Origin of the sequence: Mucilaginibacter frigoritolerans (assembly GCF_007830615.1) — a bacterium.
GTDB classification, from domain to species: Bacteria; Bacteroidota; Bacteroidia; order Sphingobacteriales; family Sphingobacteriaceae; genus Mucilaginibacter; species Mucilaginibacter frigoritolerans.
Genome location: NZ_VLLI01000006.1, coordinates 1 through 16,154, shown reverse-complemented (window position 1 = coordinate 16,154; position 16,154 = coordinate 1). Strand labels below are relative to the sequence as shown.

The window sequence follows — 16,154 nt, the reverse complement described above, 5'->3', positions numbered from 1 at the left end:
TTAACTCGTCGTTAACAAATGGATAACATTGAGTAATCTTTTGGTTGCAAAGCAAGCCTATGTTAAGGTTGTAATTATATTATAAAAAAAATAAAAATTATTCAATTATTATAACGTTTGGTAATAAAAATTTCAACTTTTGTTAATTTTTATTGAAAATGAGATTATCTGTATTTTTAATAGAAGAATTCTGGTTTTAAAAGCGCTTCTGATTAATGAAATGAATAAAAAAGGAGTACTGGTATAAACTTCATAAAAGGACCAGATTATGGTATTCTTACAACAAAAAATATTCAAAAATTAAACCTTAACATACTTGTTACCAAAGCAATAATATCCTTTGTTTAAATTGAAGTTTATTTACCATATGAACTTCAGAAAGATAGTTGCGGGCATTTTATTGTTTGGCGGTATTATCATTATATCAGCATTTTCCAGCTTTGACATTGATCCATTACAACATATTATTATCCAATTTAATAGATGGATGGTGGTTCATCCGCAGGAGAATGTTTACCTGCAATTGGATAAATCTTATTATGCCACAGGTAATGACATCTGGTTTAAGGCCTATGTAACTGCGGGTAGCAATCATCAATTATCAGGTATTAGCGGCGTGTTAAATGTTGAACTGATTGATGACCGTGATTCTGTTAAACAGCGCCTTAAGCTCCCAATTGTAAGTGGCTTAACCTGGGGCGATTTCTCTTTGCCTGATACACTTAATGAAGGTAATTATCGCATAAGGGCCTATACCAATTGGATGCGAAATGCAGGTGAAGAATATTTTTTTGATAAAACCATCACTATCAGTAATGTAATTACTAACCAGGTACTCACCGAAGCCAGTTACAATTATGGTAACCAAAATGGGACTCAGCAGGTGAATGCGCATATTAAATATACCAATGTGGATGGTACCGTTTATGCAAGCATTCCGGTTACTTATCAGGTGCAAACAGGCAATAAAAACATTGCCAATGGCAAGGGGCAAACAGATACAGACGGAAATTTAAATATCAATTTTATTAACCCTTCGGGCGTCAACGGAGCTGAACGTATCATCACAGATATAAAGCTTGCAGACAAATCATCAGTAAAAAAAATACTCTTGGTGAAAGCAACCTCTGCAAACGTGGATGTGCAGTTTTTTCCAGAAGGAGGTAATCTTGTTTCTGGCAATGAAACAAAAATGGCTTTTAAGGCTGTCGCTGCCAATGGGCTGGGAACCGAAATAAAAGGAGTAGTTACTGATAATGAAAATAAGCAGGTTGCAACGTTTAACAGTAATCAATTGGCTATGGGCGTTTTTAATTTCAAGCCCGAAAGTGGTAAAATTTACAAAGCAGCAATTACTTATGTCGATGGATCTGTTAATATAGTCAGTTTACCTACAGCTGTTAATACAGGTTATTCTTTAACCGTAGATGACACAGGTAACGATAATATTGAAGTTAAAATAATCCCGGGAGCGGAAGTTGAAAGTAGTACTTCAACAACAGAAGTGATAAGCTTAATTGCACAAAGCCGTGGAACCATTTATTTTGCAGGCAAGAGCCAGGCAGGTAGTAAATCCTTTAACGTTGTTATCCCAAAAAGTAAATTTCCAACCGGGATAATTCAGTTTACCCTGTTTAATTCATCTGGCGAGCCATTGAACGAGCGTTTGGTTTTTATTAAAAATCATGATGAATTAAAATTGAATCTGAAAGCCGACAAACAAGAATATACCCCTCGCCAAAAAGTAAAAATAGAACTCAATACAAAAAATAAAAATGACCAGCCGGTGGTTGGGAGTTTTTCAGTAGCGGTTACCAATGAATCGATAGTGCCAGCTGATGAGAATGAAAGTTCTATTTTTTCCGGTCTTTTGCTTACAGCAGATATCAGGGGATATATTGAAAAACCGGGCTATTACTTTGCTCATGACGATGAAAAAACTAATGCTGATTTGGATGCGCTTATGCTTACCCAGGGATACCACCGGTTTGAGTGGAAACAGGTATTGGAAGATGATATTAAGACTGTTGCTTATTCTCCTGAGAAATCGCTACAAATATCAGGGCATTTAAAAAATTTATTTGGCAAACCCGTAGTAAATGGAAAGGTAACTTTGTTTACTGCTAATCAAAGCATCTTTATGATAGATACGCTAACCGATAGTGAGGGGCGCTTTACCTTCAAAAACCTGGTTTTTAAAGATAGTATAAGATTTTTAATACAGGGGCGCAGTGCTAAAGACCATAAAAACCTCCAGGTTGAATTGGATAATCTATTACAGCAACGGGTAAGGGAAAATAAAAATGCGCCTGATTGGCAGGCAAATGCAGTTGATGAAATATCCCCCTTTTTAAAGAATAGTAAAGCAGCTTATGAAAGTGGAATTAGGAACGGTACAATTAATCGTTCAATTGCCTTAAAGGAAGTGGTTATAAAAGACAAAAAAATGCAAGCTGTTAAAAATTCATCAAACTTAAATGGCCCAGGTAATGCCGACCAGGTAATAGCGCCAGATGCTCTTCAAGGATGTGCAGATATAGCTGATTGCCTGCAGGGGCGCATAAATGGGGTGATTTTTCGTAACGATACACCTTTTTTAATGCGAAATTTAAGCAGGCCCATGCAAATAATTCTTGATGGGGTTTACGTTGATGGGGTTGTTTTAAGTAGTTTAAATCCGAATGATATAGGTAGTGTTGAGGTCTTACGCAGCATACAATATACTTCTATTTACGGTGGTAAAGGTGGCAATGGCTTATTGATTATTACCACAAAAAATGGCAATGAGGGTTACGCCTATCAACGGTATGCGCCGGGTGTTATTACATTTATCCCAAAAGGATACAGTAAGGTACGCGAGTTTTATTCGCCGAAATACGACGACCCCAAAACCAATTCGAAAATTCCTGATTTACGTAGTACCATTTATTGGAAACCCAATATCATAACTGATAAAGAAGGCAATGCTTCGTTTGAGTTTTTTAATGCCGATACTAAAGGAAATTATCGTGTTGTAGTGGAAGGTATTGATAGTGATGGCAATTTAGGCCGGCAGGTTTATCGGTATAAAATTGATTAGTTTAAAGAATTATTTTAAATTTGAAGATAATAGTTTTTGTTAAGGGTTGGTTAATAGATTTTTTTTAGAAAAAAACTTTAACTTATATTAAACCTTTTACAAAAACGTTGTTCTTATAATACAGTTAAAACTCTTATTTATGAAAAAAATCTTGACTATCCTTGGCTGCGTTATTTTGTTTGCAGCAACTTCATGCACAAAACAATATGTTTCACCAGCCACAACCAATCAAACGGTTTACGCTAACCTGGCCACTACCGACTGGACTTTATACACCGATAATGGCGGTAACAAATCGTATCAGGCTCCTATTAATGTGAGTTTAATAAGCAACAATTTTGCACAGTACGGCGGTATTATAGTTGCTATTTCTTACGATGGTGGAACTACTTACGAGCAATTACCCGAAACTTATGCTGGTATAGCTTATAGCTATACTTACAATGCAGGTAACGTAACGCTTTATGCCCAATCATCTGATGGTACTACTGCTGTACAACCAACATTGCCAATAAAGGTTAAAATTATTTTGGTTGATTCTAACTAAGAGATAATAACCTAAAGGAAAACAAAAAAGGTTCCCTGGAATATATCCGGGGAACCTTTTTTTATGTATTAAAATGGATCTTTTATTTTTCCATTTGTTCAATAACAGCTTGTGTAACCCCGGTAAAGGAGAAACCACCATCATGGAACAGGTTTTGCATAGTTACCATTTTAGTTAAATCAGAGAATAAGGTAACACAGTAGTCGGCACACTGGTCCGCACTGGCATTACCTAATGGACTCATTTTTTCAGCGTAATTAATAAAGCCGTCAAATCCTTTAACACCAGAACCTGCAGTGGTGCGGGTAGGGGATTGAGATACCGTATTGATACGTACGTGTTTTTTAGTACCGTAATAGTAGCCGAAGTTACGCGCAATACTTTCCAGATAGGCTTTGTTATCAGCCATATCGTTATAATCAGGAAACACACGTTGCGCGGCGATATAGGTAAGGGCAAGTACTGATCCCCATTCATTAATAGCATCCATTTTCATGGCCGTTTGTAATACACGGTGTAAGCTTAATGATGATATATCAAGCCCTTTGTGGGTAAAATCGTAATTATTTTCAGGGTAGCTAATGCCTTTACGAACGTTAACGCTCATACCAATAGAGTGCAGAATAAAGTCTACACCACCGCCAAAATGCTCTTGGGATTTGGTGAACAGGTTAACAATGTCATCGGTATTGGTAACATCAGCCCCAATAACAGGCGCGTTGCATTGTTCGGCAAGTTTATTTAATTCGCCCATACGTAAGGCGATAGGGGCGTTGCTCAAAATAATTTCAGCGCCTTCTTCAACAGCACGCTGTGCTACTTTCCAGGCTATGGATTGCTCGTTTAGCGCACCAAAAATAATCCCTTTTTTACCTTTTAATAAGTTATAAGCCATGTTTAAAGTTTAATAATCGGCTGTAAAGTTATAAAATTAGTTTGCAGTTTATAGCAGGCAGTTTGCTTTAGTATTTTGCACAAAAAATGGCAAACTGCTAGCTGCTTAATGTTAACTGCCAAGCAATTCCCGCGCATTTTGCAAAGCGCTTTCACCGGGTTTATCGCCGCTTAACATTTTTGCAATTTCCAATACGCGTTCCTGTTTGTCCAATTGTTTAATACGGGTATAGGTAGTTGCGCCTTCATCATCTTTATAAACAAAATAATGGCTTTGTCCCTTGCTTGCAATTTGGGGTAAGTGGGTAATGGTAATAACCTGTAAATTATTAGCCAATTGCTTCATTATTTGCCCAACTTTATTAGCTACCTCGCCTGATACTCCTGTATCTATCTCATCAAAAATAATAGTTGGCAAAGCCGTGTTCTGTGCTATTAATGATTTAATGCTCAGCATCAGCCTGGAAAGCTCACCGCCTGATGCTACCTTGCTCATTTCTGATAAAGCATGGCCTTTATTTGCCGTGAAAAGAAATTTAACCTCGTCAATTCCATTGGCACTCAAACCCACTGATGAGGAGCCTGATGCTGAAGTTGAAGTCAAATTGATTTTAAAAGCAGCATTACCCATGCCCATTTCGCTTAAGGCTCCCAATACTTGCTGTTCAATGGCGGGGATAACCTTTTTGCGGTTGGCAGACAATGTTTTAGCTAATTTTTCCAGCTCATCCTTATCTGTTTTAAGCTGTTGTTTTAGTTTTTCAATTGCCTCATCACCGAAAACTGCTTGCTGTATTTTTCCTGACAGGTCGTCCTGTAATGCTAAAAGCTCCGCATTGTTGCTAACGCGATGTTTTTTTTGCAGATTGTAAATCAAGCTTAAACGAGTATTTACTTCTTCGGCGCGGGCATCATCAGTAATGGTATGTTGTTCAAGTATTTCAATTTCAGCAGCAATGTCTTTTAACTCAATTAGCGTGCTGTTTAAACGCTGATGCAACTCTTCAATTTTAGGATTAAACTTCTCTAAAGTTGAAAGCTGATGCCCGGCTTCGCGCAGTTGAATAATAGCTGCGGTTTCGCCATCCTGCATTAAATAAAAAGCGCCAAGCAGGTTGCGTTTTATTTCGCCGGCGTTATTTAAGGTATAAAGTTCCTGTTCAAGGGGCACTTGTTCATCGGCCGCAAGTTTGGCTTTTTCCAGTTCATCAAACTGAAACTGAAAATAATCCAGATCCGCTTTAGCCTGATCACTTTCGCTGATTAGGCGTTCCAGTTTGTTTGTTGCTTTTTTGTACGATTTAAATTTTGTACGATACTCGTTCAGCAGATCATCATGTTTAGCCACGGCATCAACCACCAGTAACTGAAACTCCGGATCATTAATCTCTAAGGTAGCATGTTGCGAATGGATATCTATCAATCTTTCGCCCAAAGCTTTAAGGGCTGTAAGGTTTACCGGAGTATCATTCACAAATGCCCTTGATTTACCGTCGGCAGATATTTCTCGCCGCAAAACCGTATCGGCTTCGTAATCAAGATCATTCTCCTCAAAGAACTGTTTTAAATGAAATGCACCGATTTTAAATGATCCTTCGATTACACATTTTTTTTGCTGATTAAAAAAATAACGACTCTCGGCCCGCTGACCTAATATGAGCGAAAGTGCACCCAAGATAATGGATTTTCCGGCCCCTGTTTCGCCGGTGAGTATGTTTAACCCGCTGCCAAAACTAATTTCAAGGTTATCAATTAAGGCGTAATTATTAATACTGAGCTTCTGAAGCATAAAAAAAGTATCCCCTGTTTGGAGGATACTAAATTAAGGGTTTTAGTTGATTATGTTTTATGGTGTTGATGAAATAGCTAATTTAATTAGCAGCTTTTGTTCAACCCAATCGGAGCGTCTATTGGCTAAGCTCGTTAGTTATTGATCAACAGGCGCTGGCGGTACTACCGGTTGAACAGGTTGTGCCGGTGCCACTACTTCTGGTTTTTCAGGTACTTCAGGTTTTTCTGGCGCTTCAGGTTTTTCTGGTTTCTCTGGCTTGTCGTAGTCATAATGGTAATCGAAATTATAACTCATCTTTTGCACGTGAGCAACGTATTTTCTGTATTCGGGGCTGTTGATGTAAGCAGTCATTCTTTTTACAGCCTGGTCAAGTAGTGCCTGCTCCCTTTTTATTTCCGGGCTATTTTGATAAGTGCTCATTTTTTGAGCGAGCTTATCCATTTCTTGTTGTTGCTGTTTAATTTCAGGATTATCATAAACTATTCTCATGCTATCTCCCAAAATCTGTATACGTTGAGTTTTTGCCTTAGCATCTGGTGAATCATATTTGGCACTTATCTGTTCGCCCTGTTTTTCCAGGTCTTTTTGTATTTGTTTGATATTTGCAGGGATATGAGTGTTGAGTTCAGCCTGATATTTCTTGTAATTCTCATCTTTAATATCATCGTTATTATAATAGGCATGTTCATGCGGAATACCGTATTTCTTTTCCAGCTCAGCATTTACTTTCTTAAATTCAGGGCTGCTGTAATAGGCGCCTATTTTCCGCCCTTCCTCACTCATTTGGACAGTAATCTCCTTTAATTGGGGATCATTTCCGTAATCTTTTGCATAATCACCACTGGCTTGTTGCATCTCTTCCTGTAGTTTTTTTAACTCGGGGCGGTCATAATATGCATTCACAACCTTGCCGTGTTCTTCTAGCTGCTTTTGAGTCATCTTAAAATCTTCACTACTATAAAGCTTACTTAATGCCTCTGAGTGTTTACTTACTTCTGCCGATAATTCATTCAGTTTTTGATTTGCATCTCCCTGATATGTTGTATGATTAACTTTTTTAGTGGCATGTGCTTGTAATGGCGCAGCCTTTTTAGCTTTATGCGCTGTATCAGCAAATAGACTGTTTAAAGTAGGGTTAATTAATTTTACGGATATTTTCCCCTGGGCAATTTCAGGTTTTAATAAGGCCACAATGCCTATTGTGGCTGTTAATATGAGCATGGCCAACAATGCGGGGCGCAGGCTTGGAGTTTGTTTTTTGGTTTTCATGATACGTTCAATTCTGTTTAATAAATAGTACTTACTGCCAGTGGCGGCCAGCGCTAGCTTCCAGTCGTTTTGGCGGGTTTGCTCAAGCTTCAATAATGCTTTTGCATAGATGATAGGATCTGCGGTGGCCTTTACAACCAGGTCGTCGCAACAGTTCTCACGTTCTTCGTTTATAATCCGGTTAATTAATTGTGTACACGGATTAAAAAATAATAATATGCTTATTACCTGCTGAAATACGTTTATCAGGTAATCATGCCGTTTAATATGAGCCATCTCATGAAGCAATATGGCTTCAATTTCTTCGGCCGAAAGATAAGTTGACAGCGTAAATGGTAGTAAAATAACAGGTTTAAAATACCCTACCATACAGGGCACATCAACCAGTTTGCTTAAGCCGGCCTTTACTTTTTGGCTGATATTAAGCATTCCGGCAAATTTGTTCACCTTATATTGAAGGGCAATATCAATACTCATAGTTTGCTTAAGGAGACTGATCTTTTTACGGGCCAGTAAAAGCTTTACCGAATTAAAAAGGAGTCCGACGGCATACAAAGCGCTTATGTAAGGCAAATATTCTTCAATATTATAATAATACCGAATGCTTTGATCATCAAATTGGTGAATGCCTGTGGGAAGGTTAAGCAGCAAAGGCATTGCATTTAACCTTGACGGTATTACAGCCAACCAGTTATAAATATTAATTTCATTAATCAGCGTATAAATAAACCACCCGGTTACAACCAGCATGCTGCTTACGGCCAGCCAGTATTTTGTAATTGATGAAAGCCTTTCCGGAAACATCAATACCAGCCGAAGCATAAAATAAACCAGCAGCGCCTGCCATAATGAATGGATAATGGTGATACCCAAAACCTGGCTGATGTTATACAATATGTTTTCCATAACCGGTGTATTAATCATTTATAACGTTTAGCGTATCTATTATTGTTCTGGTTTTTCGGGAGCTTCAGGTTTTTCAGGAGCATATATTTTTACGCCACCTACCGAATCTTTTAAAATCCATCTGTGTTTACCCATAGCTTCGGCCTGTTTCTTCATCTCTTCCATTTGTTTTCTCCATTCCGGGCTATCAAATTGCTTTTTTATTGCTTCGGCCTGTTTTTTCATGGCTTCCATCTGACTTTTCCATTGCGGGTTGTTAAACTGTTTTTTCATTTCTTCGGCCTGCTTTTTCATGGCCTCCTGTTGAAGCTTCCATTGCGGACTGTTGAATTGCTTTTTCATTTCCTCAGCCTGTTTATTCATAGCTTCCATCTGCTCTTTCCACTCCGGGCTATCGAACTGTTTTTTCATTTCCTCAGCTTGTTTCTTCATGGCTATTTCCTGATCCTTCCATGCCTGGCTGCTGAATTGTTTTTTCATTTCTTCAGCTTGCTTGTTTATGGCTTCCATCTGGCTTTTCCATTGCGGGCTGTTAAACTGTTTTTTCATTTCTTCGGCCTGCTTTTTCATAGCTTCCTGCTGAAACTTCCATTGCGGGCTGTTGAATTGCTTTTTCATTTCTTCAGCCTGTTTTTTCATAGCTTCCATCTGGCTTTTCCACTCAGGGCTTGAATAATAATTTTTGATAGAATCAAACCGGGCCTGATTAATGCCAAAATTATTTTTCAAAAACTCTTCTTTTAATGGCGATGGCATTTCATCAATGGAGCCATATTCCTTTTTATTCCCGTTATCGTCAATAATGATAATTTTATTCTTTATGTGCTTTGACGTATCAGTAATCCTGATTGTTTTGGTTGAATCGGTACCCAAAAAGTTAATAATATTGGTTTTGGTAATAGTGGGTATTGCACTTATGGAAGTCTGTGCTGTTTTTGACGATCCACTTACCATAACCGTTGTTACAGTTTTTTTATCTTCTGCAATAACTTTGTGGTTATTGGCTTTAGGGTTAAACCAAGCTAATCCGCTAAGGCTGCCCGCCAATAAAGCAATGGTAATTACCAGGTGCTTAAAGTTGCCTGTTGGCTGTTGAGTTTTCATAATACGTTCAATTCGGTTTAATAAATCATGTCTTTTTCCGGTTGCTGCAAGCGTAAGCTCCATATTAGGTTGCCTGGTTTCTTCCAGTTTTAATAAAGCATGGGCATATATTAATGGGTTTTCGGTCTTTTCAATTACCATATCATCACAGCCATTTTCCCTTTCACGGTTTATAATACCATTTACTAATCGTGCAAATGGATTAAAGAAAAGTATAATGGTGATCATCTGCTGTAATATGTTTACCAGATAATCTTTCCTTTTAATGTGCGACAACTCATGTAATAGTATAGCTTCAATTTCGCAGGCTGTTAAACTGGTAGCCAATGATACAGGAAGCAGAATAATAGGTTTTAAATAACCCGTAACGCAAGGGACATCAATTAATGAGCTGAAATTTACCTGGATGTGTTTACGGATATCCAGACTTTTAGAGAAGCTATTGATAAACTGCTGCATTTGCTCAGCAGGAATCAGTGATTTTTTTATCTGTTTTAGCCTTTTACGACTGGCACTCAGTTTAACAAGGTTAACCAACAAGCCCGCTATATATAATATAGATACATAAGGTAAGTAACCGGCTATTTTATAATAGAAGGAGGTATGATTATCAGCCAGTAATTGTGCATTAGCCGCCAGGTTGAAGTAAGGGATTAGCGGAGTAATATGAGCGGTACCGGAGCTTACCCAGTTATAGGATTGTATCTCAAAAAACAGGGTATATATAAACCATAAACTGATGGATGACAATGCAATTACAGCCAGATTATACTTTTTTACAGATGATAACCGGGGGGCAACATTTAAAATTATACGGAGTATAAAATAAATTAGTAAGCCCTGCCATAAAGAATGGATTAGGGTGATACCTAAAACTTGGCTGATATTATATAGTATGATTTCCATTGGTGTAAGTTCTTATTTTTATTAATTAACTATCAACTAACCCTGATCCTAATCACTAATCATTACCTTCAAATTGCTGTAAATAATTTTTTATGGCATCAATTTCATCCTTTGAGGCACGGTGGTTACCCAAAGCCTGTATAACCAGGTCAGATGTTGAGCCCTTAAATACGGTTGATATAATCTTATCCAAAGCTGTTTGTTGTGCTTGCTCACGGGTAATTATCGCTTTATATAAATGTATTTTGGCCGTAGTATCCCGCTCAACCAAACCTTTATCATGCATTATTTGCATTAATTTTAGGGTAGTAGTATAGCCGGCATCTTTGTTTTTTGCCAATTCTTCGTGTACGTCGCGAACACTGCACTGACCTTTTTTCCAAATCACCTGCAATATCTCCAGTTCGCTTTCTGTTGGTTTTATTTCCATTTTATTTATTATACGAATTTCTTCGTACAAATATGTACGATAGTTTTCGTATTTGCAAATTAATTATTGATTTTTTTTAAAAGACGCTTGAAAAGCAGGAGTGTTACAGTAAAGGAAGATGTTTTTGTAACGTTTGTAGATAAATCCGAAATCGAAATTCCGAACTCCGAAATGGAATTAGTTTTTCTGCAATGTTTGATATTTAAGACCATTGGCCGGGTCGGCCTTGCTTAAAATATCTAAAGCCTGTAATCTATCAGGAACATCGGCTTTGGTAAAAATAGAAATAAGCTCATCACATTTTGCTGTGAAGAAGATAAGCGGGAAGGTAGCCCCGAGCCGCTGACGATCCACTTGAGATAGCGTTGGCAATAAAGAAGCAATAACCTTACGGCCTTTTCCGGGGTTTTCGGCCATTAAATCCAATCCGTTTCTATGGTAATCATACATAAAACCCCTTAATGAACTATAAAGTTTATTGTTCAGGTTTTCTGATAACCAGTAGCGGTTTACTGTTCCATCAAAAGCTTTCCAGCCTTTACTGCCGCCAGTTTGTGCATTGTTTACCACATTTTGGGCGCTTAAAAAGTAAGGCGATCCTCCGTATTTGGAAAAAGTATCGTAATCAAGGCCAACAATGATATAGGCATAAAATGCCATTATAGAGCTTAGATTGCTTTGAAAGTTCTGATCAGTATAATCAATGGTTTGGCCTTCGGTATAGGTGAAGTCAATGTCTTTATCTAATGTGTTGAGTAGGGTAGAAGTATAGGTCGAGTTGTATACAGGGCGCGATGATTGGACCTGTAATTCGCCGGTAAAAGCAGAACTGCCATCCCAACTGGTTATATTCAGGATGAAGTTACAATCAATCCTTTCCTGTGGTAAAATATTATCGGCACTCCACTTACGGCCATTTAAAAAATCTTTCATTGCCGTTTCCAATGCCTGAAAAGTACGCTTATTGGCTGTTTGTATTTTGGGCGAAAGAATCTGTATTCTTGCATTTAGATCCTGTGCTAAGGCACCAATACTTAATAAGGTAAAAAAAATATACAGGCTAAATACTTTCATGCTTTTATCAGCTCAATCACTTTTTGACAAATATCACGGGCAACCTCATTTTTGCTTTTAAGGTTATAAACCGTTTTTTGCATATGTTTATCAATAATGGTTATTTTATTGGTATCCTTCTGAAAACCGGCCCCTTCATCATTCAACGAATTTAGCACAATAAAGTCAAGATTTTTCTTTTGGAGCTTTGCAATAGCATTTTTTTCTTCATCGTTGGTTTCAAGAGCAAAGCCGGCTAATACTTGTCCGTTTACTTTTTGAGCGCCAAGGGTACTTAAAATATCTGTAGTTTTCTTTAAGTCGATGCTAAAGGTGCTATCACTTTTTTTGATTTTTTGAGTTGATACTGTAGCAGGAGTATAATCAGCTACAGCAGCACTCATAATACAGGCATTTGAATCTTTAAAATACAGAAGGCAGATCTCCAGCATTTCGGCTGCCGAGGTAACATCAATACGCGTAACTGCTTGTTGTTTGCTTTTTTGTGCCGATGGGCCAGCTATCAAAGTAACATCGGCACCTAATAAAGCCAGTTCATCAGCAATAGCAAAGCCCATTTTACCTGACGAATGATTACCGATAAAGCGTACCGGATCAATAGCCTCATAAGTAGGCCCCGCGGTTACCAGTATTTTTTGATTAACTAAAGGAAGTTTTTTTTTTATATCAGCAGATAAAAAGGCAATCATATCTTCGGGCTCAGCCATGCGGCCTTCTCCATGCAATCCGCTTGCTAATTCGCCGGTACCCGGCGGAATCATGATGTTGCCGAATGATTGTAGTTTGCTGATGTTTTCATAGGTGGCACTGTGTTTCCACATATCCAAATCCATAGCAGGAGCGAAGTATACCGGGCATTTGGCCGAAAGATAAACAGCTAAAAGCAAATTGTCGCAAAGACCGTTTGCCATTTTCGCCAGGGTGTTGGCGCTTGCCGGTGCAATCACTAAAAGATCCGCCCATAAACCCAAATCCACATGGTTGTTCCATTCGCCGGTTTCAGGAATAAAATAGGCTGTTTGAACAGGATTTTTAGATAAAGTTGAAAGTGTAAGCGGTGTGATAAAATTGGTAGCATCGGGGGTCATCACTACTTGTACGTTAGCGCCGCTTTTAACCAAAAGTCTTACAAATGATGCTGATTTATAGGCTGCAATGCTTCCGCAAACGCCTAAAATAATGTTTTTACCCTCAAGCATAAAACAAAAATACACATTAGGTACTATACCATATCACAATAATGTATAATAAAAAAGCTACCAGCATGCTTTTCTCAAGATGCTGGTAGCTTTTGAATGCTGACTGATATTTAGCCAGATTCTAAAAATGCATAACTGCTAATGCAGTTGGCACTATTGTTCTTTTGTTGGGTTACGGTAGTAAACCTTGTCCTCTAAAAACTCCTGAACTGCTACTAAAGTAGGTTTTGGAAGTTTTTCATAATATTTAGAAATCTCAATCTGCTCACGGTTTTCAAAAATCTCTTCAAGATTATCATTTGATGAAGCAAACTCAGAAAGCTTCTGATGAAGCTCTTCTTTAATATTATTAGAGATCTGATTAGCTCTTTTTGACATAATTACGAGTGACTCGTAAATGTTGCCTGTGTTTACATCTAACTCACGTAAGTCGCGGGTCACAGTGCTGCTGGCTGGACCAGTCGGCTTGTTAATATTATTGTTATTGTTCATATCGTTTTTTAATTAGGGATTTTTTTATCGTCGTTCCCTTTTTCAGACGGTGGTTGACTAATTACTGTATCTTTCTTTGCTGCTATTTTTTTAGCTATTTTTTGATTGCCCAAAGCTTCAGCTAATACGCTTTTAGCTTTTAATGTGCCAGATTGACTGTCTTTTTCAAATTGCTTTGCATCTTTCAGGTATTTGCTGTTTGGATATTTTTCAATAAACTGATCTGCAAAAGTTATAGCTAAGTGGTAACGATCTACCTGATAATCTTCACGACTATGATATGCATACAAATATTGAGCCTTAATTGTTAAAAACTCAATTTCTTCAGCATATTTAGTATCCGGGTAATCACGCAGGGTGTTGCCGAATGAAATTACTGCCGACTGATAATCACTGATAGTTAAATACAGCTTTGAATTAGCGTATGATTTTTCTTCCAGTTTGTCGCGTAAATTTTGTATCAACTTACTTGCTTCCGGAACACGATCACTTTTCGGATACAAGTTAATAAATAATTGCAGTGCATCAATTGCCTTATTGGTATTTTCCTGATCCAATGAAAATATCGGAGAATCCAGGTAATAGCAATAGGCCGACATAAACCGGCACTCTTCAGCTCTTGCACTGGAAGGGTAGGTATCCGCAAATGTTTTAAAGTGATACCTGGCCGATGTGTAATCTTTCAGCTTATAGTTAGTATAAGCATAGTAATAATACAAATCTTCTGCTTGCTCCTGTCCGCGGTAACGGGTTACCAATGGTTCAAATAAGCCTAACGCTTTTGCGTATTCTTTTTTGTTATATAATTTAACAGCTTCAGCGTATTTTTTGGCATTGTCATTACTGGCTTTAAGCTTTTCATATTTGCTTTTACAGCCGGCCAGTACGATAATGAATAGAGCAAATACGCTTGCTAATAACGTTAGTTGTTTTTTAAACATTTTGCAAAGATAGGTGAATAATATAAATCAGTCAATTTTTTATTTAGCAGCTAATATATAACGCTTGTTTTACCTGTAGTATATATATAGGTATGATTTAACATCTTTTAACTATTGCGGTTTGATGGCCCGGTAATGCGTACCAATCCATCGTCTTTACTTAAAGCTGATACTATATATAATGGTATGCCAAATAACCATGTAGCTTTAATAAGAAGGCCATATAATACAACTCATAATTGAGGTTTAACGCTAAAACAAAAAATGCCTGCTATATAGTATATATGTGGAGCAATATATTTTGTAGATTATTACTGAATATAAAAGCAAACAGGTTATATCTATATTATTATACTGTATGGGGTTGCCAGATGGCAGAAAGATATACCAACTGTTATTATAGCATAGGTTTTCATTTATTATTTAGATCAGGATAGTTTGTTAATTGATAATCCATTGATCTGTATTCATTGTCAGAAATCATTCACCCTAATCGCCACCTATATTATATACTATATACAGTAGCTGATCAATAGTCAGCGATTGAACTATTGATGGGTGATATCATTTCACATATAACTATATTGAATAATTGTTAAATTAATAAGACGTTGCTGTGAATAATGGGGCACTAACCGTGGTTATTAATGCTATTAACAATTGTTCTTAAATTTTTTCGCCTGTTTTGCAGTGAGTTATATTAATTGTGCTTCTTTTTCTACCAAACTATTTGCAGAATATAGAATTGTGCTTACCTTTGCAGCCCGCAAACGAGGAGAAAAAGAGAGAGGGGAATGCGGGAAAAGGCGAACGAAAATAATAAAAAATAAAGTTTGCAAAAGAGGAAAAGGTTGTTACCTTTGCAGCCCGCAAGAGAGGAAGGAAAAGAGGGGTTAGGGCGGCAAGAAAGGCGAACAAAAATAAAAAAATAAAGTTTGCAAAAAAGAAAAAGGTTCTTACCTTTGCAGTCCCAAAAGAAAGGGGCGCTGAAAAGCAAAAGAGACCGGAAGCGATTTCCGGTAGTAAAAATGAAATAGTGAGGGTTTTAAAAGGCCTGATACGAAATAAGCAGAACCGAGATGGGGAAGCGCAAAGTTCTTAAAAGATATAGATAATCATGTAGTGTAACAGTAGAGATCTTCGGATCGAAGCGGTTATGAAAACAAAGAGATAGGATACTGTAAAAAGATATAAAATACAGATTCTATTATTAATAATAGGGTCAGTGAACAAACAAAAACATTTTACAATGGAGAGTTTGATCCTGGCTCAGGATGAACGCTAGCGGCAGGCCTAATACATGCAAGTCGGACGGGATTGAAGAGCTTGCTTTTCATGAGAGTGGCGCACGGGTGCGTAACACGTATGTAACCTACCCATATCAGGGGGATAGCCTCTCGAAAGAGAGATTAAGCCCGCATAAAATCACAGTACAGCATTGTATAATGATCAAATATTTATAGGATATGGATGGGCATGCGGAACATTAGCTAGTTGGTAAGGTAACGGCTTACCAAGGCT

11 protein-coding genes and 1 rRNA gene are annotated in these 16,154 nt (G+C 37.6%); 3 read left to right on the top strand and 9 right to left on the bottom strand.

Going from position 1 to position 16,154, the window contains the following annotated elements; translation table 11 throughout:
- Positions 1-367: 367 nt before the first annotated feature.
- Positions 368-3,079, top strand: coding sequence for a carboxypeptidase regulatory-like domain-containing protein (locus JN11_RS10905; protein WP_144912500.1), 2,712 nt, complete (start codon positions 368-370; stop codon positions 3,077-3,079).
- Positions 3,080-3,218: 139 nt separating this feature from the next.
- Entirely contained in the window at positions 3,219-3,626 is a 408-nt protein-coding gene (locus JN11_RS10900) for a hypothetical protein (RefSeq protein WP_144912498.1), read from the top strand.
- A gap of 82 nt (positions 3,627-3,708) precedes the next feature.
- Here the strand turns inward: JN11_RS10900 and JN11_RS10895 are convergent, their stop codons facing one another.
- The 9 genes from JN11_RS10895 to JN11_RS10855 all read right to left on the bottom strand — a co-directional run bounded on the left by JN11_RS10895 (position 3,709) and on the right by JN11_RS10855 (position 14,633).
- A complete protein-coding gene (locus tag JN11_RS10895; protein ID WP_144912496.1) occupies positions 3,709-4,521 on the bottom strand; it encodes an enoyl-ACP reductase FabI in 813 nt (270 codons plus the stop codon).
- A gap of 111 nt (positions 4,522-4,632) precedes the next feature.
- Complete coding sequence (gene recN / locus JN11_RS10890; protein WP_144912494.1) at positions 4,633-6,309, bottom strand: DNA repair protein RecN; 1,677 nt, start codon at positions 6,307-6,309, stop codon at positions 4,633-4,635.
- 138 nt (positions 6,310-6,447) lie between these two features.
- On the bottom strand, positions 6,448-8,487 hold the full coding sequence (locus JN11_RS10885; RefSeq protein WP_170227740.1) for a M56 family metallopeptidase: 2,040 nt from the start codon (positions 8,485-8,487) through the stop codon (positions 6,448-6,450).
- Positions 8,488-8,526: 39 nt separating this feature from the next.
- On the bottom strand, positions 8,527-10,497 hold the full coding sequence (locus JN11_RS10880; RefSeq protein WP_144912492.1) for a M56 family metallopeptidase: 1,971 nt from the start codon (positions 10,495-10,497) through the stop codon (positions 8,527-8,529).
- A 55-nt stretch (positions 10,498-10,552) separates the two neighbouring features.
- The gene (locus JN11_RS10875; RefSeq protein ID WP_144912491.1) at positions 10,553-10,927 is read right to left on the bottom strand and encodes a BlaI/MecI/CopY family transcriptional regulator; all 375 of its coding nucleotides are present in this window, start codon (positions 10,925-10,927) and stop codon (positions 10,553-10,555) included.
- Between the two features lie 177 nt (positions 10,928-11,104).
- Entirely contained in the window at positions 11,105-12,001 is an 897-nt protein-coding gene (gene porD, locus JN11_RS10870; RefSeq protein WP_144912489.1) for a type IX secretion system protein PorD, read from the bottom strand.
- On the bottom strand, positions 11,998-13,200 hold the full coding sequence (coaBC, locus tag JN11_RS10865) for a bifunctional phosphopantothenoylcysteine decarboxylase/phosphopantothenate--cysteine ligase CoaBC (protein WP_144912488.1): 1,203 nt from the start codon (positions 13,198-13,200) through the stop codon (positions 11,998-12,000). Before coaBC ends, porD begins: the two co-directional genes overlap by 4 nt.
- Before the next feature lie 153 nt (positions 13,201-13,353).
- Positions 13,354-13,692: a DNA-directed RNA polymerase subunit omega gene (locus JN11_RS10860; protein WP_144912486.1), complete on the bottom strand. Its 339-nt coding sequence runs from the start codon at positions 13,690-13,692 to the stop codon at positions 13,354-13,356.
- Between the two features lie 8 nt (positions 13,693-13,700).
- A complete protein-coding gene (locus JN11_RS10855) occupies positions 13,701-14,633 on the bottom strand; it encodes an outer membrane protein assembly factor BamD (protein WP_144912485.1) in 933 nt (310 codons plus the stop codon).
- Between the two features lie 1,246 nt (positions 14,634-15,879).
- On the opposite strand from JN11_RS10855, the gene JN11_RS10850 reads away from it, so the two are divergent.
- A 16S ribosomal RNA gene (locus JN11_RS10850) occupies positions 15,880-16,154 on the top strand; the annotation flags it as partial.

Coding starts and splice junctions, on each gene's coding strand:
- JN11_RS10905 (WP_144912500.1), top strand. CDS start 368: ATGAACTTCAGAAAGATAGTTGCGGGCATTTTATTGTTTGGCGGTATT.
- JN11_RS10900 (WP_144912498.1), top strand. CDS start 3,219: ATGAAAAAAATCTTGACTATCCTTGGCTGCGTTATTTTGTTTGCAGCA.
- JN11_RS10895 (WP_144912496.1), bottom strand. CDS start 4,521: ATGGCTTATAACTTATTAAAAGGTAAAAAAGGGATTATTTTTGGTGCG.
- recN (WP_144912494.1), bottom strand. CDS start 6,309: ATGCTTCAGAAGCTCAGTATTAATAATTACGCCTTAATTGATAACCTT.
- JN11_RS10885 (WP_170227740.1), bottom strand. CDS start 8,487: ATGGAAAACATATTGTATAACATCAGCCAGGTTTTGGGTATCACCATT.
- JN11_RS10880 (WP_144912492.1), bottom strand. CDS start 10,497: ATGGAAATCATACTATATAATATCAGCCAAGTTTTAGGTATCACCCTA.
- JN11_RS10875 (WP_144912491.1), bottom strand. CDS start 10,927: ATGGAAATAAAACCAACAGAAAGCGAACTGGAGATATTGCAGGTGATT.
- porD (WP_144912489.1), bottom strand. CDS start 12,001: ATGAAAGTATTTAGCCTGTATATTTTTTTTACCTTATTAAGTATTGGT.
- coaBC (WP_144912488.1), bottom strand. CDS start 13,200: ATGCTTGAGGGTAAAAACATTATTTTAGGCGTTTGCGGAAGCATTGCA.
- JN11_RS10860 (WP_144912486.1), bottom strand. CDS start 13,692: ATGAACAATAACAATAATATTAACAAGCCGACTGGTCCAGCCAGCAGC.
- JN11_RS10855 (WP_144912485.1), bottom strand. CDS start 14,633: ATGTTTAAAAAACAACTAACGTTATTAGCAAGCGTATTTGCTCTATTC.